Origin of the sequence: Cobetia sp. cqz5-12 (assembly GCF_016495405.1) — a bacterium.
GTDB lineage: Bacteria > Pseudomonadota > Gammaproteobacteria > Pseudomonadales > Halomonadaceae > Cobetia.
In genome coordinates this window covers 1,679,344-1,703,899 of sequence record NZ_CP044522.1, presented here as the reverse complement: position 1 = coordinate 1,703,899, position 24,556 = coordinate 1,679,344, and the positions used below count along the sequence as shown (strand labels likewise).

Annotated in this window: 23 protein-coding genes and 1 riboswitch; of the genes, 16 read left to right on the top strand and 7 right to left on the bottom strand. The window is 61.0% G+C overall.

Annotation, left to right across the window (positions count from 1 at the left end; genetic code table 11):
• Positions 1-199: 199 nt before the first annotated feature.
• The gene (locus F8A90_RS07275; RefSeq protein WP_200019560.1) at positions 200-1,609 is read left to right on the top strand and encodes an NAD(P)-binding domain-containing protein; all 1,410 of its coding nucleotides are present in this window, start codon (positions 200-202) and stop codon (positions 1,607-1,609) included.
• 224 nt (positions 1,610-1,833) lie between these two features.
• Here F8A90_RS07275 and F8A90_RS07270 read toward each other — a convergent pair whose 3' ends face one another.
• From F8A90_RS07270 to F8A90_RS07250, 5 genes are all read right to left on the bottom strand, one after another.
• Positions 1,834-2,490 (bottom strand): HAD family hydrolase, encoded by a 657-nt coding sequence (locus F8A90_RS07270; RefSeq protein WP_200019559.1) that lies wholly within the window; start codon positions 2,488-2,490, stop codon positions 1,834-1,836.
• Positions 2,487-3,419 (bottom strand): phosphodiesterase, encoded by a 933-nt coding sequence (locus tag F8A90_RS07265; RefSeq protein WP_200019558.1) that lies wholly within the window; start codon positions 3,417-3,419, stop codon positions 2,487-2,489. Before F8A90_RS07265 ends, F8A90_RS07270 begins: the two co-directional genes overlap by 4 nt.
• Positions 3,420-3,684: 265 nt before the next feature.
• The gene (locus F8A90_RS07260) at positions 3,685-3,852 is read right to left on the bottom strand and encodes a hypothetical protein (protein WP_153635554.1); all 168 of its coding nucleotides are present in this window, start codon (positions 3,850-3,852) and stop codon (positions 3,685-3,687) included.
• Between the two features lie 136 nt (positions 3,853-3,988).
• Entirely contained in the window at positions 3,989-5,347 is a 1,359-nt protein-coding gene (locus F8A90_RS07255) for an ammonium transporter (protein ID WP_153635553.1), read from the bottom strand.
• A gap of 352 nt (positions 5,348-5,699) precedes the next feature.
• A complete protein-coding gene (locus F8A90_RS07250; RefSeq protein ID WP_200019557.1) occupies positions 5,700-8,099 on the bottom strand; it encodes a DUF1989 domain-containing protein in 2,400 nt (799 codons plus the stop codon).
• Between the two features lie 274 nt (positions 8,100-8,373).
• Here F8A90_RS07250 and F8A90_RS07245 point away from each other — a divergent pair, with 274 nt between their 5' ends.
• From F8A90_RS07245 to F8A90_RS07215, 7 genes are all read left to right on the top strand, one after another.
• Entirely contained in the window at positions 8,374-9,678 is a 1,305-nt protein-coding gene (locus F8A90_RS07245) for a sensor histidine kinase (protein WP_200019556.1), read from the top strand.
• Between the two features lie 32 nt (positions 9,679-9,710).
• Positions 9,711-10,604, top strand: a complete 894-nt coding sequence (locus tag F8A90_RS07240) for a response regulator (RefSeq protein ID WP_200019924.1) — start codon at positions 9,711-9,713, stop codon at positions 10,602-10,604.
• Positions 10,601-11,467 carry a PAS domain-containing protein gene (locus tag F8A90_RS07235; protein ID WP_200019555.1) on the top strand — a complete coding sequence of 289 codons (867 nt, stop codon included), beginning with the start codon at positions 10,601-10,603 and terminating at the stop codon, positions 11,465-11,467. The genes F8A90_RS07240 and F8A90_RS07235 overlap by 4 nt, the downstream gene beginning before the upstream one ends.
• Before the next feature lie 171 nt (positions 11,468-11,638).
• Positions 11,639-13,048: an NAD(P)-binding domain-containing protein gene (locus F8A90_RS07230; protein WP_153635549.1), complete on the top strand. Its 1,410-nt coding sequence runs from the start codon at positions 11,639-11,641 to the stop codon at positions 13,046-13,048.
• A gap of 253 nt (positions 13,049-13,301) precedes the next feature.
• Positions 13,302-13,670, top strand: a complete 369-nt coding sequence (locus F8A90_RS07225) for a DMT family transporter (RefSeq protein WP_200019554.1) — start codon at positions 13,302-13,304, stop codon at positions 13,668-13,670.
• 14 nt (positions 13,671-13,684) lie between these two features.
• The gene (locus F8A90_RS07220; protein ID WP_200019553.1) at positions 13,685-14,005 is read left to right on the top strand and encodes a DMT family transporter; all 321 of its coding nucleotides are present in this window, start codon (positions 13,685-13,687) and stop codon (positions 14,003-14,005) included.
• Positions 14,006-14,133: 128 nt separating this feature from the next.
• Positions 14,134-14,883: a 2OG-Fe(II) oxygenase gene (locus F8A90_RS07215; protein ID WP_200019552.1), complete on the top strand. Its 750-nt coding sequence runs from the start codon at positions 14,134-14,136 to the stop codon at positions 14,881-14,883.
• A 129-nt stretch (positions 14,884-15,012) separates the two neighbouring features.
• Here F8A90_RS07215 and F8A90_RS07210 read toward each other — a convergent pair whose 3' ends face one another.
• Positions 15,013-15,924 carry a LysR family transcriptional regulator gene (locus F8A90_RS07210; protein ID WP_200019551.1) on the bottom strand — a complete coding sequence of 304 codons (912 nt, stop codon included), beginning with the start codon at positions 15,922-15,924 and terminating at the stop codon, positions 15,013-15,015.
• Positions 15,925-16,063: 139 nt separating this feature from the next.
• Here F8A90_RS07210 and F8A90_RS07205 point away from each other — a divergent pair, with 139 nt between their 5' ends.
• Positions 16,064-16,522 carry a YeeE/YedE family protein gene (locus tag F8A90_RS07205; RefSeq protein ID WP_200019550.1) on the top strand — a complete coding sequence of 153 codons (459 nt, stop codon included), beginning with the start codon at positions 16,064-16,066 and terminating at the stop codon, positions 16,520-16,522.
• Positions 16,519-16,932 (top strand): DUF6691 family protein, encoded by a 414-nt coding sequence (locus F8A90_RS07200; protein WP_200019549.1) that lies wholly within the window; start codon positions 16,519-16,521, stop codon positions 16,930-16,932. The genes F8A90_RS07205 and F8A90_RS07200 overlap by 4 nt, the downstream gene beginning before the upstream one ends.
• Positions 16,933-17,009: 77 nt before the next feature.
• On the opposite strand, the gene F8A90_RS07195 is transcribed toward F8A90_RS07200, so the two are convergent.
• Positions 17,010-18,248 carry a pyridoxal phosphate-dependent aminotransferase gene (locus F8A90_RS07195; protein WP_200019548.1) on the bottom strand — a complete coding sequence of 413 codons (1,239 nt, stop codon included), beginning with the start codon at positions 18,246-18,248 and terminating at the stop codon, positions 17,010-17,012.
• A 598-nt stretch (positions 18,249-18,846) separates the two neighbouring features.
• Between F8A90_RS07195 and F8A90_RS07190 the strand changes: the two genes are divergently transcribed.
• The 6 genes from F8A90_RS07190 (at position 18,847) to F8A90_RS07165 (ending at position 24,409) form a co-directional block, all read left to right on the top strand.
• A complete protein-coding gene (locus tag F8A90_RS07190) occupies positions 18,847-19,401 on the top strand; it encodes a YfbU family protein (protein WP_200019547.1) in 555 nt (184 codons plus the stop codon).
• 349 nt (positions 19,402-19,750) lie between these two features.
• Positions 19,751-19,859, top strand: a riboswitch (guanidine-I (ykkC/yxkD leader).
• 224 nt (positions 19,860-20,083) lie between these two features.
• Positions 20,084-21,061, top strand: a complete 978-nt coding sequence (locus F8A90_RS07185) for a putative urea ABC transporter substrate-binding protein (protein WP_325096948.1) — start codon at positions 20,084-20,086, stop codon at positions 21,059-21,061.
• Between the two features lie 108 nt (positions 21,062-21,169).
• Entirely contained in the window at positions 21,170-21,994 is an 825-nt protein-coding gene (locus F8A90_RS07180) for an ABC transporter permease (protein ID WP_077371317.1), read from the top strand.
• Positions 21,991-22,872, top strand: a complete 882-nt coding sequence (locus F8A90_RS07175) for an ABC transporter ATP-binding protein (protein ID WP_200019545.1) — start codon at positions 21,991-21,993, stop codon at positions 22,870-22,872. The genes F8A90_RS07180 and F8A90_RS07175 overlap by 4 nt, the downstream gene beginning before the upstream one ends.
• Positions 22,856-23,614, top strand: a complete 759-nt coding sequence (locus F8A90_RS07170) for an urea amidolyase associated protein UAAP1 (protein ID WP_200019544.1) — start codon at positions 22,856-22,858, stop codon at positions 23,612-23,614. Before F8A90_RS07175 ends, F8A90_RS07170 begins: the two co-directional genes overlap by 17 nt.
• Positions 23,615-23,698: 84 nt before the next feature.
• The gene (locus F8A90_RS07165) at positions 23,699-24,409 is read left to right on the top strand and encodes an urea amidolyase associated protein UAAP2 (protein WP_200019543.1); all 711 of its coding nucleotides are present in this window, start codon (positions 23,699-23,701) and stop codon (positions 24,407-24,409) included.
• Positions 24,410-24,556 lie beyond the last annotated feature (147 nt).

Sequence of the window (24,556 nt, the reverse complement as noted above, 5' to 3'; positions counted from 1 at the left end):
GCTTCCGTGTTCAGGTTCAGCGAAATGACAAGTGGCCAGTCAACTGGATTTCTTACCTTTCCAGGCCACCCAAGCGCTGGATAATGTTCATTATTATCGCGTTCCACTACATAGGAAAAAGCACCTGGTCAACACGACATCCCGCAACACGGGGTTCACGGAACATGACGTCTCATTACAGTCTCAACAGGAAATACCCATGACAAAACGCATTGCGATCATTGGCGCAGGGCCGAGTGGCCTGGCACAGCTGCGCGCCTTTCAATCTGCCGCTGACAAGGGTATCGATATTCCCGAGATAGTCTGTTATGAAAAACAGAGTGACTGGGGTGGCCTGTGGAATTACAGCTGGCGCACCGGTCTCGATCAGAATGGTGAACCCGTCCACGGCAGCATGTATCGCTACCTGTGGTCCAACGGTCCCAAGGAATGTCTGGAGTTCGCGGATTATTCCTTCGAGGAGCATTTCGGGCATCCCATCGCCTCGTACCCGCCACGTGCGGTGGTCTTTGACTACATCAAGGGTCGGGTCGAGAAGGCAGGCGTGCGCAAGTACATCCGCTTCAACTGCCCGGTGCGCCACGTCAGCTTTGACGACACCCGCGAGCAGTTCACCGTCAGTGTCCATGATCTGCAGGCCGATGCGGTCGTTCAGGAGCAGTTTGATCACGTCATCGTCGCTTCCGGCCACTTCTCGACTCCCAACGTGCCGGAATTCCCGGGGTTCTCGCAGTTCAATGGCCGTATTCTCCACGCTCATGACTTCCGCGACGCGCTGGAATTCAAGGGCAAGGACCTGCTGCTGATCGGCAGCAGCTACTCTGCCGAAGATATCGGCTCACAGTGCTACAAATATGGCGCTCGCAGCATCACCACCAGCTATCGCACCGCCCCGATGGGCTTTGCCTGGCCGGACAACTGGGAAGAGAAGCCGCTGTTGCTCAAGGTGGACCGCGACACTGCCTATTTCCGCGATGGCACCAGCAAGAAAATCGATGCCATCATCCTGTGTACCGGCTACCTCCACCACTTCCCCTTCCTGGATGAGCCACTGCGCCTCAAGACAGGCAACCGCATGTGGCCGCTGGGTCTCTACAAGGGCGCTGCCTGGGAAGCCAACCCACGCCTGTTCTATCTCGGCATGCAGGACCAGTGGTACACCTTCAACATGTTCGATGCCCAGGCATGGTGGGTGCGTGACGTGATTCTCGGGGAAATCGCGCTGCCCAGCCGCGAGGCAATGCAGGCGGATAGTCAGTCATGGCGTGACAGGGAAGAGACTCTGGACAGTGATGAATCAATGATCCTGTTCCAGGGCGATTACGTTAAGTCACTGATCTCGGAGACGGATTATCCGAGCTTCGATATCGACGGCGTCAATCGCACCTTCCTCGAGTGGGAACATCACAAGCATGAGAACATCATGACGTTCCGTGATCACTCCTATCGCTCGCTGATGACCGGCACACTGGCCCCTCCTCATCACACGCCCTGGCTCGACGCGATGGATGATTCACTGGAAGCCTTCCTGGCGCAGCCCGACAAGAGCGCCAGACAAACGGGCGACGACAGAGCTACCACCGCGCAGCTCACGACTGACGACGCCTGAGCAGGCCGTCGCAGCAAGCAGCCGTCTGAGCGAGCAAGCCATCTGAGACGACGAGCTTCCTGATCCGCCAGGCAACGATGCCGCCGAGTCATGACACGACTCGGCGGCATCGTTCTATCACTTCACAAGTACAACAGCTCACACGTGCAGCAGCTCACACGTGCATGAGTGAATCAGAGCAAGCTGCGCAAAGGCCTGCGCCTTGCGGCCGCCCTGCTCACGCCCTATACCGCTTCGCGACTGTCGCTGCTTGGCATATCGCAAAGTGATATCAACGCCTGCGGCTGCGCGATGACCCGCTCCGGCGCCATGCTAGCCAGGCGCTCGGGGCTCTGCCATCCCCAGCTGACCGCAGCGGCACGACACCCCGCCTCGTGCGCGGCGCGAATGTCGCTGACGGCGTCGCCCACCATCCAGCTGCGCTCCACCGCCACTTGCGGCGCTGCCAACAGACGCGCCAGCTTGGCCCCCTTGCTGCCCGCGATCTCACCGCCCAGCACCTGTGACACGCAGTCCGCCAGACCGGCGGCGACGAGCGTGGCACGAATCATCTCGCTGTGATTGGCCGACAGCACCATGACGTCGCCCTGTTCGGCGAGTGCCGACAAGGCCTCGCGCATGCCGGTGAAGACCGCCGGCGGCGTCGCCTGGCGGGTATAGGCAAAGACATGTGCGGCAAAGCGCGCGACGGCCTCGCCCGTAAAGCCCTGCACACGCGCCATCTCCTCGAAGGTCACGTTGTCCAGCGACTCCCAGCTATCGCGTTCCAGCACGATCGTCCGCCCTTCCAGATGCGCCGCATGTGTGCAGGCCTTGAGGCACAGTGTCAGGCTATCAGCAATCACACCATCAAAATCAAAGACATATAGCGCCTTGTTCATTCTTTTGCTGCCTCAGCTGCCTGCAAGGTATTGCTCAACGGCTCGCGCTCGCGAGTCGGAATCCGCTCATCGCGCTGTAGAGCGATCAATTCATCGAGCGCCTCGAGCGACTGGGCGGCCTCGAGCGTGTCGTGGAAGAAATAGCGGCGACTGTCATCCATGTAGAGGTGCAGGTGATTGACGACCTGCTCCTCGCCTATCATCAGCACGCCATAGGCCGGCGGCTCATGACTGCCGGCGAGACAGTCCGCCGCGGAGACCAGATCCAGCCCGACCTGATGATTGACGCCCGGCAAGGTCGAGAACGAGAGCCCCCGCCAGACACCGCTGGCCGGACGATGCACATGCCCGAACAGCAAGTGCTCGACGTTGCCATGCCGCTGGATCACCTCATGCAGCGCCTGTGGATTCTGCAAGCGGATGTCGTCCATATAACGGATGCCGAGGGCCATGGGCGGATGATGCAGCGCCAGCAGGATACGGCGATCGTGATGCGCGGCCAGACAGGCATCCAGCCACGCCAGACGGGACTCGCACAGCAGACCGCCATGCTCCCCCGCGACGGCTGAATCGAGCATCACCAGCACGCAATCATCGGCGTCGGGGCCGAAGGCATGCGCATACTGTACGAAGCCATCGTCATCACAGGGCAGCTCCGGGAAGGCGGTCTGCAGAGTCTCACGCGCATCGTGATTGCCCATGCCGAGGAAATACGGCATCGACAGTTCTTCCAGTACCTCACGCAGCGCATGGAAGGCGGCCGGCTCACCGCGATCGGTCAGGTCACCGCTGATGATCACGCCCTGAGCATCGCCATGGTGCAGATTGATATCGGCGACGGCAGCCGCCAGCCGTGCACGTGGGTCCAGCCCGTAAAGTCGCTTGTCAGGAGCGACCAGATGGGTGTCGGTCAGATGAATCAGTTTCATGCTTTCGCGCGTTCCATGAATGCCACCTTGAGGGGCCGCCATTATCAAGCTCTCAGGTGACGACTGCATGACGCGCACCACGCTCTCTTCGCGCAAAGTCGTTCGGGCTTCACGTAAAGTCGTTCGGGCTTCGCGCAAAGTCACTCGGGTGCATGACACCTATCAAAAACGCCGCAGCGCTGAGCGCTGCGGCGTTTGATGTGTCATTGGCAAGCACCGTTGGCAAGCACCTAGTGCCCGCGCAAGGGTCGTGATCCTCGGAGGGTCAAGGCGTCTTCTTGCTCTCGAAGGATGCTTTCTCGTGACGCAGGATGTTGGCGCTCAGCGCAATGCAGACGCCAGCGGCGACCAGCAGGCACACCGCTACGGCGCCAGAGTTGCTGAAGAAGAAGGCGTAGTTGCCAGCGTGTACCACAGTATCGACAGTTTCCATTGCAAGGCTCCTTGCGAAAGCGAATATCGGTTGGCTCTACCAGTACTGCAATAACGGGGCCAGTCAGCTCTTATCTCGACATCATCTCGACAGACCGGCCCCTTCAGAAGGTGCGCCGGGACTCAGCTACCAAGGCTCAGCTGATGTCCGGACGCTTGTCCATTGGCGCCGCGACCACCCCACCGGAACGAGCCGGTACACTGGAAGATGACTCGGTTGCCATGCTCTCCGGGTAGGCCTTGGCCGGGACTTCGAACAGATCCAGTCCGAGCACTTCGACATGCGGCGGCACACGCAGCAGATTGAGCTTCTTGAGCACGTAGGCGACACCCCAGCCCGGCACGAAGCCCGTCACTGCCATCACGACTGCGCCAGTCAGCTGGCCGGTGAAGGAGATGTCCGGCACGCCTTCGCCGACATTCGGGAAGCCAGCGGCGAAGACACCCACCAGTACCACGCCGTAGAAGCCGCAGAAGCCATGCACCGCGAAGGCGCCGACGGAGTCATCCAGGCCACGCTTCTCGAGCAGCGCGCCGATCTTCGGCATCAGGGCGCCACCGGTGACCGCCAGCACGAAGGCCAGCCCCGGATTGTAGAGATCCAGCCCCGCCGCGACGGTGATGATGCCGCCCAGTGCACCGGACATGGTCCAGAACGGGTCACGCGAGGACAGATAGGCGCCGATCACGCCGCCACCGAAGCCCATCAGGGTATTGAAGGCGAAGGCAGAGAGGTTGGTGCGGTTGCCGTAGATGGTGGTCCAGCCGATATCACCGGTATTGAAGATGATGCAGCCGCCCAGGAAGCCGAAGAACCCGACGATGATCAGCATCAGGCCGATCAAGGTCATCGGCATGTTGTGCGGCGCGATCACCTGCGGCTTGCCATCGTCACTGTACTTGCCGATACGCGCGCCCAGATTGAGCAGCACGCCCAGCGCGAAGAAGCCGGCCACGGCATGCACCACACCGGCGGCGCCGACATCGTGGTAGCCCAGCTTGTGCAGCATCCAGCCATCCGGGTGCCAGCCCCAGGCGCCCGCCATGATCCAGACACCCGCGCCGAGAATCACCGCCAGAATCAGGAAGGCCCCCAGGCGGATGCGTTCGATCACCGCCCCCGAGAGGATGGAGCCGGTGGTCGCTCCGAACAGGGCAAAGGCGGCGAAAAAGATGCCGGTGCCCATGTCATCGGCGTCGGGTCGCATGCTCGCGCTCCACGGCAGAGCGGCGGAGGCCTCGATGGGGATCAGCCCGTTGGGGAAGGCGTTGTAGATCCACCAGCCCACGAAGTAGAAGGCGGGGATGATCGAGGCCAGCGTCAGCACGTTCTTCATGCCGGATGCCAAGGCATTCTTGGAACGGGAGGCACCTATCTCGTAGGCCAGAAAGCCTGCATGGATCAGGAACATGATGGCGGTACACCACCAATAGAACACCTCGATGTTCATCGCCTGATGCATATCCAATATGCTTTGCAACGTCTTTTCATCCATCGTCTTTTCTCCTTTACCGGAGCCTGTGGATCAGCGCGCTTCACTGTGCAAGCGACACTGCCCGTCCGGGGGTTGTTGTTGTTTTTCAAGGGGACCTGCTGGATAAAGCAAGCGACATGCCAGATGATCAAAATTGACCACCCTCAGCAACTCTCTGTTTTCACTGAATTATTCTTGGAACCGAGAACTCCTCTTCAGATATGAAGCCCCTGAAGCCTTCCCTGCGAGGAGGATGGGCATTATTGAGGCATGCCGGTCACGGCATGCACCGAGAGATGACTTGCAGGGCGCTGCATATACGCAAGTCGTTGCTCGCGACTCCTCTCTCATGCTCCCCCTCATTACAGCAGGATCAGCTACGCACCTTGAGGCGCTCAGGGTCATGGAAGGGCAATGTCACCACCTCTGCGGCGAGGCGCTTCTGATGGCCATCCAGCTGGCCGATCTCGAGCTGGGTACCCGGGCTTGCGAAGTCCGGCGCCAGGCGACACATCGCGATGGAGCGACCGAGCAGCGGCGACTGGGTGGCACTGGTCACCACGCCCACCGGATAGCGGCCGTGATAGACGAGATCGCCATGGCTGACCAGCTCGCTGCTGGCCACCTTCAGGCCCATCACACGATGCCGTGATTCCGGCGTCTCGCGTTGCAGCGCTGCCCGCCCGACGAAGTCATCCTCCTTGCTCTTCATCGGCACGGTGAAGCCGATGCCCGCCTCATAGGGGGAAGTCTGCGGGCAGAATTCATGGCCGGCGAAGATCAACCCCGCCTCGATTCTCAGCATGTCGAGGGCATCCAGTCCCAGTGGCGCGATGCCATGAGGCTCACCCGCCGCCCAGATCGCCTCCCACACGGATGGGGCGTCCTTGGGATGACACCAGACTTCATAGCCGAGCTCACCGGTATAGCCGGTACGCGACACCATCAGCGGGATGCCATCCGGGCCCGACAGACGACCGATCATGAAGCGGAACCAGCCCAGACCTTCGACGTCCGGCTGGGTACGCGCGTTCCAGATCAACGGCGCCAGCACCTCACGACTCTTCGGCCCCTGCAAGGCGATGTTGTGCAGCTGATGGGTGGAATCACGCACCGTGACGCGATAGCCCTGGCGCTGGGCAAGGTCCCTGAGCCACTGGCCGCTGGCCGGATCACCACAGATCCAGCGGAAGGTCTGCTCGCCCATGCGGAACAGGGTACCGTCATCGAGCATGCCGCCGGTTTCCTGACACATGGCCGAGTACACCACCTCACCAATGGAAAGCCGTCGCACGTTGCGGGTCAGTGCATATTGCAACAGGCGTTCGGCGTCCGGTCCGGCGACCTCGAACTTGCGCAGTGCCGAAAGGTCCATCATCGCGACCCGCTCGCGGCAGGCCAGATACTCGGCCCGCGCGCCCCACCCTTCGTAATGGGTGGCCAGCCAGTAGCCGTGGTAATCGATGAACTGCTTGGTCAAGGCGGACGTGCAGGGGTGAAAGGCGGTGGGCAGTGTCATGCGCGGCAATTCCTCGGGCCGGTTGCGATAGGCGATACCGCGGGGGAAGTCATGTTCAGCGGCGTAGATACGCACATGGATATCGGTCGGCACCCAGCCATTGGCGGCATCGATGTCGTCCGGGCAGGCCGATGAGGCACAGATGAGGTCACGGTCGGCGCGCAGCAGCACATAGTCACCGGGACGCGACCAGGGCTCATCCACCGCCAGGGTGCCGCAGGGCTCGACATAGGCATTGAAGAAGAAGTTGATCGCCGGCCAGCTGGCGCGCTGTCGGATGCCGTGAGACGCGGACAGGGCGTTGTTGAAGTTGATCGTGCAGCTATCGTGGCCGAAGTAGCCGTGGTGCTCGTAATACTGCGGCGAACAGGCAAGCATGAAGCTGTCATGGCGGCCCACCGTGTCCTGTACCACCTCCAGCATCGGGTGCATGTGCTGATCGAAGAACACTGAATAAAGCCCCGGATTTGGCATGCAGTGGCCGGACAGGCTGCGCGTGGCACCGCCATCCAGTCCCAGCTCCTCGCCCTGTGCCCAGGCATTGGCATCGAAGGCCACGAAGTCAGAACACTGACGACCGGCGACATCGATGATCTGGATCCACTCGCCCTGCTTGACCTCATAGACCTGAGCCGTGCCTGACGAGACCCTGACCTCCTGCTTGATCGGCGCCAATGGCACTGGCAGCTGCTCCTGCCCCACCAGCCCCTCGCAGAAGTGCGCGACCTCAAGCTCAGTGGCCAGATGCTTGCCATCTAGCAACATATCATTGCCGGGGGCCAGCAGAATCAGGCGCGCGGCTGGCGCTTCACGCGGCCAGCGAATCTCGGCCGGCAACCCGGCGGCTGACAGGCTCTGCCACTGCGACAATGGCACCTGCGCGACTCCCAGCGCTGCCAGACGCTGCTGGGTGAACGGGCTTCGTGCCTGCTCGGCCCCACCCTCTTCTCCCCCTTGTGGCTGGCTGGCAAAGGCATGTTCTTCCAGACAGGTAATGCTGGCGTAGCGCGCGAGTGTCACTGCATCGACGGTATCTGCAGCCTTTCCAGCGTCTGCTTCTCCAGCCTCACTGTTCTGTCCCTCCCGCCCCCCTGGCGGCAATAGCAGCCACTCGCAGGCCTGGGCCCCATCGGCAGATGACACCTGCACGCTGTCTCCCGGCGACAGCTCCAGCGCCAGCGCATCCAGCCCGGGTATTCGGTAACGATACGGCTGGCACGGCGTGGCAGCGGGTATCTCGACTGCAAGCTCCATCGTGGTGATACCTCTTGTTGTCATGGCAAGTGGGTTCGGCGTTGCACACGTGATGGGGCGAAGCAGCTCCCCGATGTACCTGGATGGTGCATGCCCCCTTCTGTGACGCACCACGTTCTTCATGGTTAATTAAATTTACTCACAGTAGAGGCGCCGACAATCCATCAAGAGAGGTACCCATGAAGGGGTAAGCCGTTCACTGGCATGAAGCTTGCTGGTGTGACACTCGAATCAGGGCGCGCCGCAGGGGCGGCGAAACGACAGAGGAACTCGCATGGCACTCAGTCTCGGCGCATCGAAGGCAGGCAAGGCACCTGCATTGCAAGGGATAGCCCATCGCCTTGAAGCCCAGCGCGCACGAGCCTGTCCCGCCGGTGCCGAGCCTCCCGTTCATCCTGCTGCCATCCCGCCGTCTGCTCCGCGTGACACGCACCACCTCGATGCCATTACCTTGCACATCGCTACCTGCGCTGACCTCAAGGAGGCGTTGCCATCCGTGCTGAGAGAGCTGCTGGACATGCTGAACGGCTGTCTTGACAGCGGTGCGGCTCACTTCGCGACTGGCGAACTCTGTGTCGTGCATCGCGCCCTCGGTCTGGCGACCCATGAGGTGATTTCCCCTATTGGCCTCGCCCTGCCAGTCGCTACGCGTGAGAGATTGCAGGAAGTCGTCAGGGATATCGGTCGCGATCCCGGCGCCCGACAGCAGGTGTCTGACATGGACGGCACGCCAGGTGGCGTGCTGATCGCCCTCACGGACGACACTGATAGAGGGGAGACGGGCAGAGGGGAGACGAGCGATGACTGGTTGTGGCTTGGAGAGCCGACAGCCGCAGTCATCGAATCAGGGCTGGCGAACGTCGTCATCAATACCCTGAGCCGTGGCCTGGCACTGCATCAGCAGCAACAGGCGCGTCATGCCGAAGACACGAAATCAGCGGTGGCGCAGGCACTGAAGAACGAACGCCGACATCTGGCCGCGGAGCTGCACGACACCCTCGCCCAGGAATTGAGTTATCTGCAGATGCAGAGCGCACGCCTGACTCGCGCCGCTCGTCATGCGCCACAGGACGTGCAGGCACTGGCCGAGGACGTGCATACCCAGGCCCGGCGCGCCTTCCGCCAGACCCGGGAACTGATCAACGGTGCGCACGCCACCTGGGGAGACGCGCCGCTGGCCTGTGTGCTGGACAACTTGATCGAGGAATTCGAGACACGCTCGGGGATGGTGTTCGAGCTCGACAACCGCATCCAGTCGCTGCACCTCCCCGATGCCCAGGCCCTGCAGGTGATGTTCATCGTGCGCGAAGCGATGACCAACAGCGTGCGCCATGCCCAAGCCACCCACCTGCGCCTGCAATTGCTCTACCAATCCTCTGGGCATCCACCGGCGGCGCGAGTGTTGCTGACCGTCGAGGACAACGGCTGCGGCTTTGACCCTGCTGACATCGCCCCCGCCCATTTCGGACTGGGCATCATGCAGGATCGCGCACACCAAATCGGAGCCGACTTCGCCATTACCCAACCCCGCCAGGGCGGTACCCGCATGACACTGAGCTGGGAGCGCCGCGACACATGACCGTGACTCGCCAGTCATCCTCGACACACCAGATGCCCTCGACACCCCCGACCAGAGTCGTGCTCGTCGACGACCACCCGCTGTTTCGGCGCGGGCTTGCCGAGCTTTTGAGTGAAGGTGACCTGTTCGAGGTCGTGGCCGACTTCGATGACGGCACCGACCTGCTTGATGCCCTGCCCACCCTCTCCCCGGAGCTGGTGATCGTCGACTGGCAGATGCCGCAGCTTGATGGCCTAACCCTGATGCGCCATCTCAAGCAGCGTGATGCCGCTCTCAAGGTTGTGCTGCTGACCGCATCCGACGACAGCCGCCACCTGCTGGATGCCATCCAGCAAGGGGCGGATGGCTACCTGATGAAGGACACCGACCCCGAACGCATACTCGAGCGCCTACAGGCCGTGGTCGACGGCAAGCTGGGGCTGGAAGAAGAGACCTTGCTGCTGCTGGCCAGACGCCTGCAGCAGGATCACCGCCAGCGTGAACAACACTCGCAAGCACAAACGCATAAACAGGAGCGGGAGCAGGAGCGGAAGCAGGCCGAGGCGCTGCCCGCCGCGGCGAATGTCCCTGCTGGCTCCACGCCCGACGGGGCCCCCGCACTCGACCGACCCACGACAACTGACTGGCCCACGACAGCTGACTGGTACGAAGGCCTGACCGAGCGTGAACGCGATACCCTCAAATGGATCGGGCGCGGCCTCAGCAACAAGTTGATTGCCCGCGAACTGGGCATCAGTGACAGCACGGTGAAGGTCTACGTCAAGAATCTGCTGCGCAAGCTGAACCTGCATTCACGACTGGAGCTGGCCGCCTGGGTCTACGCCCACCCGCTGACGCCAGCGAGTGATGCCAGCCGAGCGCCCCCCAAGGACGCGACAAGCGCCAAGGAGGCCATGACACGGCCCGAAAAGGAGAGCCTGCGATGATGCGCTTTCTTGAACAGTTCGCCTCCGCCTCGATTGCCTCGACCGCATCGACTGCCTCGCCCTTCAGCGCACAGGCAATTCTCGATGGCCTGAGTGATGCCGTGCTGGTAGTGGATGCCGACAGTACCCTGCTGTATGCCTCGCGCGGCTGGCAGGCCCTGAGCGGACACGAAGCGGATGGCCCACGAGAAGACACGCCAACCGCCCCTCGGGCGCAGGGACACGGCACGGCAGCGCAGCGCTTGCGGGAAGCATTGCACCCCGCGGATCAATCGCGCTGGGACATGCTCGCCCGCCACGTCTCACGCCGCGAACGCCCCGACTGCTGGCGATTGCGCATCATGGGGGCAGACCATCACTATCGCTGGTGTGAAGTACGCAGCCAGTCACTTTCGCTGGCATCGCCCTGGCCCGCCACGCTCACTGTGCATGACATCAGCGAGCGCGTGCAGCAGGAGCAGATCGACGCCGCCAACCTGCGCAGCCTGACACGGCTGATCAAGGGGCTGCCCGCAATGGTCTATCGCGCGCGCAACAACCGCCACTGGTCGATGGAGTACATCAGTGACGGCTGCCTGGCCATCACCGGCCTCAGCCCCCAGCAACTGCTCGATCATCCCTCCCTCACCTACGGGGAGATGATCCATCCCGAAGATGCTGATCGCGTGTGGGAGCAGGTGCAGTCAGCCCTAGAGGCCCGCACCCCCTTCACCCTCGCCTACCGCATTCACCATCGCGACGGCGACGTGATCCAGGTACAGGAAAAGGGCCATGGCATCTATTCACCTGACGGCACACCGCTGGCCGTGGAAGGCATCATCTTCGCCGTCGACACCTCGGGCCTGGCAGAGGATGCTGCATGATCCGCAGGGCATGGTATCGATATCGCATACCCCTTTATGGCTACCCTTTCCGAGCAATGTGCAGCCGGACCACATCTCGCTAGCCTGTTTCGTTGTCAGCGTTTCACGACGTCATCACGTCCTGAAGCCCCGGATAACGCATGAAGACACAACAAGAACAGGAAGGTATCCATGACCCAACGTATCGCGATCATCGGTGCAGGACCCAGTGGCCTGGCTCAGTTACGTGCCTTTCAATCCGCCGCCGACAAGGGCATCGAGATTCCCGAGATTGTCTGTTACGAGAAGCAGGATGACTGGGGTGGTCTGTGGAATTACAGCTGGCGCACCGGGCTGGATGCCCACGGCGAGCCGGTTCACGGCAGCATGTATCGCTACCTGTGGTCGAACGGTCCCAAGGAGTGTCTCGAGTTCGCCGACTACTCCTTTGAAGAACATTTCGGGCGCCCTATCGCCTCCTATCCGCCGCGCGCCGTGCTGTTCGACTACATCAAGGGACGTGTCGAGAAGGCCGGCGTGCGCAAGTACATCCGCTTCGGCTGCCCGGTGCGCCAGGTCACCTTCGATGATGCCAGCCAGCAATTCACGGTCAGTGTGCATGATCAGTCGCTCGATCTGGTGACCAGCGAAGAGTTCGACCACGTCATCGTGGCCTCCGGACATTTCTCGACACCCAATGTGCCGGAATTCCCCGGATTCTCGAGCTTCAATGGCCGCATTCTGCATGCGCATGACTTCCGCGATGCACTGGAATTCAAGGGCAAGGATCTGCTGTTGCTCGGCAGCAGCTATTCCGCCGAAGACATAGGCTCCCAATGCTACAAGTACGGTGCGCGTAGCATCACCACCAGCTATCGCACCGCGCCGATGGGCTTCAAGTGGCCGGATAACTGGGAGGAAAAACCGCTACTGGTGAAGGTCGATCGTGATACCGCCTATTTCAGTGACGGCAGCCACAAGCGAGTCGATGCCATCATCCTGTGCACCGGCTACCTGCATCATTTCCCGTTCCTCGAGGAGTCACTGCGCCTCAAGACCCAGAACCGCATGTGGCCGCTGGGGCTCTACAAGGGCGTGGTGTGGGAAGAGAACCCGCGCCTCTTCTACCTCGGCATGCAGGACCAGTGGTACACCTTCAACATGTTCGATGCCCAGGCCTGGTGGGTACGCGATGCGATTCTCGGCACTCAGACACTGCCGGCGAAAGCAGCGATGCAAGCCGATAGCCAGGCGTGGCGCGAGCGTGAGGAAACGCTGGATAGCGACGAGGCGATGATCGTCTTCCAGGGGGACTACGTAAAATCGCTGATCAGCGAGACCGACTACCCAAGCTTCGATATCGATGGCGTGAATCGCACCTTCCTCGAGTGGGAGCATCACAAGCACGAGAACATCATGACCTTCCGCGACCACGGCTATCGCTCCTTGATGACCGGCACCCAGGCGCCCAGGCATCACACGCCGTGGCTTGAGGCGATGGATGATTCGCTGGAAGCCTATCTGGCCCAGCCGGTCGAGGCCGAGACGCCACTCGACGAGGAGTCAGCGACTCAGGCGACGACCACGCCGCTGGCCTCCTGACGCGTTCTTATCACTGTTCACTAGAGCTTGTGTTCACTAGAGCTTCTGTTCACAGGGACGCGAGTCAGACGAGGCTGCACCAACGACTTGCTGGCAGCAGGTGGAGGGACAACAGGCGGAGGGGTTACCTCCGCCTTTTCCTGCATCAAAACATCAACGAAACTCATATAGATCCGCATTCATGCAACGCATGTCTTTCGCTGGCGATTGAACGCCTCGTTTTCCCGACACCACACAAGGACACTCGATCTCCATGCGCATCACGCTCTACTTCCTGATCTCGACCCTGTGCGAAATCGGCTGGGCCACGGGCCTGAAAGTCGCCGACAGTCCGCTGGAATGGGCGCTGACGGTGCTGCTGGTCATCATCAGCCTGAGTCTGGTCACCCAGATCGCCAAGACACTGCCCGCCAGCACTACCTACGCCATCTTCGTCGGCCTGGGCACGGTGGGGACAGTGGTGGCTGACCTGCTGTTCTTCGATCTCGAATTCCAGTGGTCCACGCTGGGCTTCGTGGTGCTGATGCTGATCGGCATCATCGTGCTCAAGACGGCCCCCAGCACGCCTGCCGACAAGCAATCTCGCGCGAGTGCCATACCGCAGACCACCCTCAGTGAATGACCAGGAGTGACGCCATGGATTGGGTCTATCTGATCGCCGCCGGCTGCTGTGAAGTCGTCGGCGTCACCGGTTTCAACCAGTACGCCAATCAGCACCGCCGCATGGGCGTGTTGCTGGTCGCGCTGGGCTTCAGCTCCTCCTTGAGCCTGCTGTATCTGGCCATGGATACCATCAGTCTGGGCATCGCCTATGCCGTGTTCTCCGGCATCGGCACCGTGGTCAGCGCCACCATCGGCGTACTGTTCTGGCGTGAGCACTTCTCGTTTCGCCGCATGGCCTGCATCGGCGTCATCGTGCTGTCCATTGCCGGCCTGCATCTTTCCGGCGGGCATTGAGCGCCGGTCGGCGGTTGATTATTGCCATTTGTGCAATGACCAATTGCCGGCCGGCGTCTTTTTCTGCCCGCAACAGTGCACTAGCCTCTCGGGCAATCTTCCAAAACCTGCCCGTCAGGAGCTTTGTCATGAGCTTGTCTTTCCATGTCGTCCGCCACGAACGCGGCTTCTCTCCCACCCCCCTGCCCATCTGGACCGACAACGGCGACGTGTCTGATCTCTTCGAGGCCGACGCGACACCAGAGGTGGTCCGTCAGGAAGTCGAGGGTGTCCCGGGTGCCTTCCAGCTGCTCAATGTGCTGACACCCGCCGAGTGCGACAACTTCGTCGCCGCCCTGGAGGAAATGGGCTTCGAGGAAGATGCACCCGTCTCCCTGCCGCGTTCGGTACGCCACAACCACAACGTCAACTGGGTCGTCAGTGAAGCGGTCGATCAGGCCATCTGGCAGCGCTCGGCGCCGCTGGTGACCGAGCAGATCCAGGGCGAAGGCGCCAAGGGCATCAATGCGCGCTTTCGTACCTATCGCTACGAGGCCGGCGACTTCTTCAAACCGCACACCGATGGCGCCTGGCCGGGCAGCCGCGTCATCAATGGCGAGATCGTCCAGGACGCCTATCCGGGCCTGATGAGCCAGTACACCTTCCTCATCTTCCTGAGCGATGGTTATACCGGCGGGCGCACCGAGTTTCTGGTCAGCCGTCGCGACCCCGGCAAGCCGGCCCAGTCGCAGGATGACATCCAGAAGGTCTCGGTCTCCACGCCCAAGGGTGGCGTACTGTGCTTCCCGCATGGCTCGCATCCGCAGCACTGCGTGCATGCCGGCGAGCCGATCCGCGACGGCGCCAAGTACATCATCCGCAGCGATATCCTCTATTGAGGTCTATCTGATAAAAGCAGTCTGATAAAACCGCCTTGATCGGCGAACAAGTCATGCACAACGCCAAGGGCCCGATCTCTCCCGAGACCGGGCCCTTCGTGTTTTCCTGTGTGCCGTTCACAGGGCTTGTCAGCAGGACAGCCGCTCGCGGCGGGCAAGCAGGAAGTCGACCCAGGCACGTACGCGCGGGTTGTGCTGATTCTCGCGCGCGAAGACGACGTGGATACCGGTGTCGAAATCCGATGAGGTGACCTGAAAGTCCTCCAGCACCGGCAGCAGGCGGCCACTTGCCAGCTCTTCCCGAATGGCCCAGAGCGGTTGCACTACCACGCCGGCGCCCCCAAGCGCCGCCTGGGTGAGAATGTCGGCATTGTTAGTGCGCAGCGCGCGAGCGCGCACCGAGATGCGATGCTCCCGATCGCCTTGCACCAGCCGCCAGTGATGATTGGCGGTGGTATAGCTGAAGGTCAGCAGACGGTGCTGCTCCAGGTCCTGGGGCTGATGGATAGGCGGCTGGGCGGCGAGGTAGGACGGCGCGGCAGCCAGCACGAAGCGCTGGTCACTGATATGGCGCGCGATCAGGCTCGAATCTTCCAGATGGCCGATGCGCAGCGCCACGTCGAAGTGGTCCTCGACCAGGTCCACCCGCTGGTCACTGCTGACGATATCCAGGGCTACCTCGGGATAGCACTGCATGAACTCGCTCACCAGCGGCGCCAGATAGAGGCGCGAATAGCGCCACGGCACCGAGATGCGCAGCGGCCCCGCGACCCGCTCACTCAACGACTCCAGCTCACCCTCCAGTTGATCCACCTCGGCCAGAATGGCGCGAAAGCGGATCAGGGCGCGCTCGCCGGCCGGCGACAGCCGTACATGGCGCGTGGTGCGCACCAACAATGGCTCGCCCAGCTGGCGCTCCAGATGATTGACGTGACGCGTCGCCGTGGAACTGGCGATATCCAGCTCCCGCGCCGCCACATTGAAGCTCTGATGCTCCGCCACCTTGAGAAAGGTGCGCAGGCGTTGGGTCAGTTCGTTCATGGTGCTCCTGCGGTGCTCTCCATCGAAAGGTCGGCGTCCCTGTCGTGCAGCCAACCGGCCAGACAGCCGGTTGGCGCTCACCAGCCGCGAGCATATCATCGACGCACCGCAGGATGACCGCGACACGAGGATGAACGACATGGACATGATAAGCAGCATGAAAGGACTCGCCGGTGGCGTCCTGATCGGACTCTCGGCAGTGATACTGATGGCCTTTCTGGGACGTATCGCCGGTATCAGTGGCATCACGCGGGGCGCGCTGCTGGAATCAGGCCCGGACCGCCGCTGGCGTCTCGCCTTCGTGCTGGGGTTGATCAGCGGGCCACTACTCCTCCTGCTGCTCAATCTTGACTGGGGCAATGTGGCCGCAAGCACGGATGCGCTGATCGGCAATCCCGCCAGCGGGGTGCTGAGCATGATGTTCGCCGGTCTGCTGGTGGGTATCGGAACAGGCATCGGCGGCGGCTGTACCAGTGGTCATGGTGTCTGCGGTATCGCGCGTCTCTCTCCCCGCTCGTTGGTGGCCACAGTGGTATTCGTGGCTGTGGCCATGCTGACGGTGTTCGTGAGCCAACATCTGCTGGGGGAGTCACCATGAAAACGGTCATCGGCTTTCTCACCGGCCTGGTCTTCAGCCTCGGGCTGACACTCAGCGGCATGACCGACCCCGCGCGCGTGGTCGGCTTTCTCGACGTGGCCGGAGACTGGGACCCCACGCTGATCTTCGTGCTGGGCGGTGCCGTCATCACCACCTTCCTCGGCTATCGTCTCGTATGGCGGCGTGGCACTCCCCTGCTGGGCGAGCGCTTCCAGCTGCCTACGCGTCGCGATATCGATGGCCGTCTGCTGCTCGGCGCAGCCCTGTTCGGTATCGGTTGGGGGCTGAGCGGTTACTGCCCCGGGCCTGCCATCGTCTCCAGCAGCACCATGAGTCTGCCATTGGCAGGCTTTCTGGTGACGATGCTGGTGGGCTGGTGGCTGGCCACTCGCATGACGCGCAATAGCTGATGTGAGAATCCCGCCTTGAACGAAAACGCCCGCCAAATGGCGGGCGTTTCATCTTCCTGCAAGGGAGACCGTCACGACTAGACGATGCCCTTGGCCTTCATCTCGCGCAGTACGGCGGCGACATAGTGCATCTCCTCCGGCGTACCGAGTGACATGCGGCACCAGCCATCCGCCGGCGGGAAGGCACGCCCGATCAACACGTGGCGTTCCTTCATTGCGGCCTGGAAGTCCTTTAGCGGCCTGGAGATACGATGGAAGACGAAGTTGGTCTGCCCCGGCAGATACTCCCAGCCCAGCTCGTCGAGCGTGGAGGTAAAGATGGCGCGCGCTTCATCATTGCTCTGCTTGCTGTGGACCAGAAATTCCGGTGATTGCATGGAGGCCGTCGCCGCCATCACGCCAGGGTATGACAGCGTCATGGCATCGTCTTCGACATAGTGGGAGACGTGCTCGAGACGATCGACATCGCCGACGGCATAGCCGACACGTAAGCCTGCCATGGCGTGAATCTTGGAGAAGGTCTTCAGCAGCAGGACGTTCTTCGCGCCACCAGCAATCAGATGATCCGCGGAGCGGAAGCTCGGGTCATTCACGAATTCGGCGTACGCTTCGTCGATGATGAACAGCGTGTCGTCACGGCTGTCATTGACCCAGGCCTCCAGTTCATCACTGGAAATGATGGTCGAAGTCGGGTTGTTGGGATTCACCAGATAGACGATGGAGGGGCCGGAGTGGTCGGCCACGGCCTGCTTCATGTCGGAAATCTTGAATGACCAGTCCTCACGCGAGGACGGCACCTTGCGAATGGCGAGGTCATAGAAGCCAGCATACAGGGCGCCATCGCCGTAGGTCAGCTCGGGAATCACCAGCTGGGTATCGGGAGTCGCATGGGCCAGCACACTGGCACGAATCGCATCCGAGGAGCCCGGCGTGAACAGAATGCTCTCGCTCGGCACCTTGTGGTGAGTCGCCACCAATGACTGCAATTTGCCCAGATGAGCGAAGGGATAACGATTGGAATGCGGAATGGATGCCGCTGCGGCGCGCTGTGCCGACGGTGCCATGCCCAGCGCGTTCTCGTTGTAGTTGAGTCGCACCGGTGACTTGGCGGAAGGCTTGAGCACCGCCGCCGCAGGCGCTGTCTCCTTGGCCAAGGCACTGGGAATACCCGGCAGGAACTGACCCAACGCCGCCCCGGCAATTGCCGCCCCACTCATGCCCAGGAAACCACGACGCGAACGCGATGATGGAGAGCCCTTCTCAACCGCCTGAACCACAGAAGACGCCTGCAGATCCTTCTCGACTACGTCTGTCATCGTGTGTCCTTTGTCTATCGCTGCTGCCCTTCCCCCTCATGTGAAGCCACACGGGGAATCGGGAGCCAGCCGTTGTTTTTGTATGTGCTAATAAAGCACCACCAACGTATAAGACTTTGGTGAGAGGCACAACGAAACGACGCGCCGGATGGCGCAACCATGCGCCGCGATATTAGCAACCCTATGGATAGTCCTGCGCTGAGTAGAGAATACCTGAAAGGCCAATACTCAAGTTCGTAACGCTCATGGCACACACGGCAATCAAAAGCGTATTGAGATAAAATAATTATGCAGATTTAATATTATAGATAGTACATAGATTAAGCTCCTACACACAAGATAAGATGAAAAATCCGGCATAAGACAAAGTATTGCATAATAATCGGCTAACTAAATAGTCCAATAAATACAGCCATTACAACCACCCACTTACCTCCTAAAACAACGCTCTCCCTTTACGCCTGAATAAATATCTCCTTGATTAACCACCTCCAATAAACTAGAGTATTAAGGCAGCAATGCTTCTGCTAACGTTATATTGACCACAAAAACAATTAGATAAAAGAAAAGACAAGGCATAACTACAAAGGAAGTAAATATGAACATTACGGATGGTGAAAAAATCATTCTCTTAATGCTTACTGAAATATATGAAAAGCTAGATATAGAAGGGAGGGATATTGAACCTGAATTCATTCGTTCTGCCATATTCTCAGACCATACATGGAGTATACCTTGGAGATACACAGGCATAACATTTGAGAATAATGAGACACCGCAGGCAGTGTCCGAAGTAATTGAGATCCTTGATATGTGGAGCATAATTGAAAGAAACTATAATGCGCTAAGCGACGATCAGAAAGAACAAATTACAAGAGAGGAAGATCTTACACCAGACATATTTAAATTTGAAGGGTTTGATGGCAACAATGAATCTGAATACATGAGCGCGGCCTCATTTATAGTTAACAAATTAAACCGTTTTGATGAGTTCAGAGGACGAGATTTTAACTCTCACTGTCCTAAGATTGAATCCTATAAGCGCATACTAAATAATTATAACTTATTTTATCGAGATTTCCACCATGGCATAATACCTAGACATCAATTAATTGAAATTATGCGTGCAGCACGACATGAGGAGAACGGATAAAAAATTTATAGTTTCGAAAAATAACATTGCTCAATATAACCTGTCGCTTAAATTATCATTATCTCGAGCTCGGTTAGGATCAAACATTTGCACCGAGCTCATATAAACTAGCTAACGAAGAATAGGCATCTCATATTTATGCTAACACTTCTTAATCTCGACGGAATTCACCGAGGTGCAAGAGACGGAAAAATTCATCAAATTGGTGCAGCGTACACTTTCGATACGCGTATCCATACTGCAAGAATTCTTATAACCCATTGGTTTATATTGATAAATTCTCTCCGGCACACTTCCTGCTAGACATTCAGCGAGGCACCGATAGGCATACAACAATCGAAAATCTACACCAATGGAGCGCTAGGGTTCCGGTGACTGGCTGATGGCCGTCACGACTGGTCCGAGAGCACTCGACCTCCAAGCTGGGGGTTACACGGCGGGACAAAAGCCCGGGAGACGCAACGCCTGAAAAGGTCGGCGCCTCTCACTTTTTCCGCCGGAGATAACGACAATGACCCAGCCCACTCGCCTTTCCCCGTCTACGACTTCCCCCTCGGATGCCAGCGCCCAGGTGTCATCCGCTGCTGTCTCATCTGCTTCATCTACCATTTCCCGAAACGCTTCCAGACGTGCTGCGCTGGCCGGCGCTCTGCTGCTTGGCGCATCGCTGAGCCCGCAGGCCATGGCGCAGGATTCCTTCAGCGTGTGCTGGTCGGTGTATGCCGGCTGGATGCCGTGGGAATACGCGGACACCCAGGGCATCGTCGACAAGTGGGCCAAGAAGTACGACATCAATATCGATGTGGTGCAGGTCAATGATTACGTCGAATCCATCAATCAGTACACCTCCGGCAATGTCGATGGCTGCGCCATGACCAACATGGACGCCCTCACCCTCCCCGCCGCCAGCAGTGTCGATTCCACCGCGCTGATTCTGGGCGACTACTCCGATGGCAATGACGGCGTGATGGTCCGCGACGGCGATTCCATCGAGTCCCTGAAGGACCGTGAGGTCAATCTGGTGCAGTTCAGTGTCTCCCACTACCTGCTGGCACGCGCACTGGACAGCGTCGGCATGAGCGAGCGCGACCTCACCACCACCAATACCGGCGATGCCGATATCGTCGCGCTGGCCAGCAACCCGGACACCCAGGCGGTGGTCACCTGGAACCCGCAGCTCGCCACCCTCAAGAACATGCCCGGCTACACCGAAGTCTTCAATTCCAGCGACATTCCCGGCGAGATTCTCGACCTGATGGTCGTCAATACCCAGACGCTGAAGGACAACCCGGACTTCGGCCACGCGCTGGTCGGCGCCTGGTATGAGGTGATGGAGAAGATGAAGGCTGGCGATGAAGTCGCGCTGACCCAGATGGCCGATGCCGCCGGCACCGACCTCGCCGGCTATCAGTCCCAGCTGGCCGCGACCCACATGTACTACACCCCCGCCGAGGCCGTGGCCGCCTTCAATGCGCCGAGCCTCAAGGACACCATGCAGCACATCGCCGACTTCAGCTTCGCGCAGGGGCTGCTGGGCGAAGGCGCGCCGGATGCCGGCTTCATCGGTATCGAGACGCCTGCCGGCATCGTCGGCAATGAGGGCAACGTGATGCTGCGCTTCGACCCGAGCTACACCGCCGCACTGGCCGACAGCCAGTAACGCCACGCGGTGGATGCCACACACCAGCCGCAGGAAAGCTGTCTCTGTGGCTGGTGAACCGACCGCCTCCCTCGACCGCACCCTCGTTCGCACCCGTGGAGCCCGCGCATGAAACGCCTGATCAATCTGACACCCTCCCGTGGTGGCCGCTGGCTGCTCGGTGGCCTGCCCTTCGCGCTGCTGGCCATCCTCTACATCGTGCAGTCTAACCAGCGACTGCTCGACAACCCCAACGACCGCCTGCTGCCGTCCTTCGCGTCCATGGGCGAGTCCTTCGCCAAGCTGGCCACCGAGGTCAACGTACGCACCGGCGACCTGCCGCTGTGGACCGACACCTTCGCCAGCCTCGAACGCCTGCTGGCCGGCGTGCTGATCAGTGCGCTGATCGGCCTGAGCGTCGGCCTGCTCACCGGCGGCCTGCCGCTGCTGCGCGCCAAGCTGTCACCGCTGATCACCGTGCTGTCCCTGATTCCGCCGATGGCGATCCTGCCGATCCTGTTCATCGCCTTCGGGACGGGTGAACTGGCCAAGATTGCGCTGATCGTCATCGGCATCACGCCCTTCCTGATTCGCGACCTGCAGAATCAGGCCCTGCGCCTGCCCGATGAGCAGCTGATCAAGGCCCAGACGCTGGGCGCCAGCTCCTGGCAGGTGCTGACCCGCGTCCTGCTGCCCCAGCTGACCCCGCGCCTTCTCAGCGCCACACGTCTGGCACTCGGCAGCGCCTGGCTGTTCCTGATCGCCGCGGAAGCCATCGCCGCCCAGGACGGCCTCGGCTATCGCATCTTCCTGGTGCGCCGCTATCTGGCGATGGACGTCATCCTGCCCTACGTGGCCTGGATCACGCTGCTGGCCTTCCTGCTCGACCGTCTGCTGGTGCTCGTCTCGACTCGCGCCTTCCCCTGGTACCACGCTGAGGAGAGCCAATCATGAGCCTGATCCACGCCAAGGGCCTCGAGAAGCACTACGGTGAGCAGGTCGTGCTGGAACGCATGAACCTGACCGTCGAGGCCGGAGAATTCATCACCCTGGTCGGCGCCTCCGGCTGCGGCAAGACCACCTTCCTCAAGCTGCTGCTGGGCACCGAGGGCGTCTCGCGCGGTGAGCTGCTGCTGGACGGCAAGCCCATCCCCGCCGAGCCGGGCCCGGACCGCGGCATCGTCTTCCAGAAGTATTCCGTCTTCCCGCACCTCACGGTGCTGGGCAACGTGATCATGGCCGAGGAGCTGGCGCGCGCCCCGCTGACCGGCAAGCTGTTCGGGGCCAAGCGTCGCGAGGCACGGGTCGCCGCCGAGAAACGTCTGGCAGAAGTCGGCCTGTCCCATGCGCTGGACAAGTACCCGCATGAGCTGTCCGGGGGCATGCAGCAGCGCCTCGCCATCGCCCAGGCGCTGATGATGAAGCCGCGCATCCTGTTGCTGGATGAGCCGTTCGGGGCTCTGGACCCGGGCATCCGCAAGGACATGCACCAGCTCATCCTGCGTCTGTGGGAAGAGCAGCAACTGACCATCTTCATGATCACCCATGACCTCAAGGAAGCGTTCGAGCTGGGCTCGCGCGTCTGGGTGTTCGACAAGGTGCGTGTCGACCCGCAGGCCCCGCAGGCCTATGGCTCGACCATCACCTACGACCTGCCCACCGAGCGTAGCAAGGCCAAGGCGTCGTCTCAGCAGCCGGGCTCTGGCCAGCAGGGCTCTGTCCAAACGGGCGCTGACCAACCGACGCCCAAGCACGAAACGCTGACGACACCAGCCCACTCCGTTCCCCAAGCCACTCTCACCGGAGGCCAATTCAATGAACATACCGCTTGATGCCGCAACCACCGCCCGCGCCAGCTTTACCGCCAAGTATCAGACCCATCTGCCCGGCGGCCATCACTGGTCGATGCGCATGCCGCGTGGCAGCGCACTCAAGCTGACCGCCCGCGAGGCCAACGCCAATGTCGGCCTGGTGATGTACAACCCGCTGGATACGCTTGAGCGCCTCAATCTGCCGGACACTCTCAAGGGTCAGCACACCTTCCGCCTTACCGAGGGGCACTGCCTGTATTCCGACATGGGCCGCATCTTCGCCTCCATCATCCAGGACGATCTGGGCTGGCATGACAGCGCCAGCGGCAACCTGATGGAGCAGCACTTCGCTGCCAAGGGCTGGCACAAGAAGGCCTATCAGCAAGCCTTCAATGACTTCACGCCCAGCGGCCACGACAGCCTGCTGATCGAGATGGCCAAGTACGGACTGGGCGACCGCGACCTGTGCGCCAACCTCAACCTGTTCTCCCGCGTGCGCGCCGATGAAGACGCCAATCTGCACTACGTCACCGACCACTGCGCCGCCGGCGACAGCGTCACCCTGCGCTTCGAGATGGACACCCTCGTCATGCTGCACACCTGTCCGCACCCGCTGGACCCCGCCGAGGACTATCCGCTGCGCGGCGTTGATCTGACCTTCGGAACGGCCACGGCCATGGATGAGCACGACGCCTGCTACCTGTCGCGCCCCGAGAACGCCCGTGCCTTCGCCAACAATCAGCTCTATCACCTGGCGGGCTGAGGCGCCCCTGGACAGCAGACGGACGCCACGCCGACTGGCTAGTGGCAAACGACGCCCCAGATGACAAGGACAAAGGACATCCCCATGTGCACCTCGACACTCGAACACCCACATGCCCACGCCCCGGCCACGACGGACGGTGCCCCGCTGAGCTACGCCGATCCGGCCGAGCAGCCGCGCGAACTCGAGCGCACCATCGAGGCCGGCGATCACTTCATCGGCCTGGTCCGCGCCGGCCAGCACCTGCGTATCACCGACCTGCACGGCAATCAGGCCGCCGACACCCTGTTCTTCTCGGCCGACGACACCGCCGAGCGCTACAGCGCGATGGACACCGTGCGCGAGCAGGGCAAGGTCTACCTGACCACCGGCACGGTGCTCTACTCCACACGTGGCCGTGCGCTGCTGACCATCACCGGCGATACCTGTGGCCGGCATGACACCCTGGGTGGCGCCTGCTCCAGCGAGTCCAACACCGTGCGTTACGACCTGGAGAAGCGCCATATGCACTCCTGTCGTGACAACTGGATGCTGGCCATCGCCCGCTACCCGAAGTACGACCTGACCAAGCGCGACATCGGCCACAACATCAACTTCTTCATGAACGTGCCGGTCACCGCCGATGGCGGCCTGAGCTTCGAGGATGGCCTGTCCGCCCCGGGCAAGTACGTCGAGATGGTCGCCGAGCGTGACGTCTACGTGCTGCTCTCCAACTGCCCGCAGCTCAACAACCCCTGCAACGGCTACGACCCGACACCGGTTGCCATCCGCATCAGCGACTCGCCGCTGGGCTGAGCCGCCGAGCTGAGCTGAGCCGCCGCGCTGACAGCGACGCTTTCGAACACGCATACGACAAGAAACGGCCGAGCCACACCTGACGATGTCATCTCTCTTGCATCACTCGTCAGCCCCCAAGGCTCTGCCCGGCTACCGGACGACCGG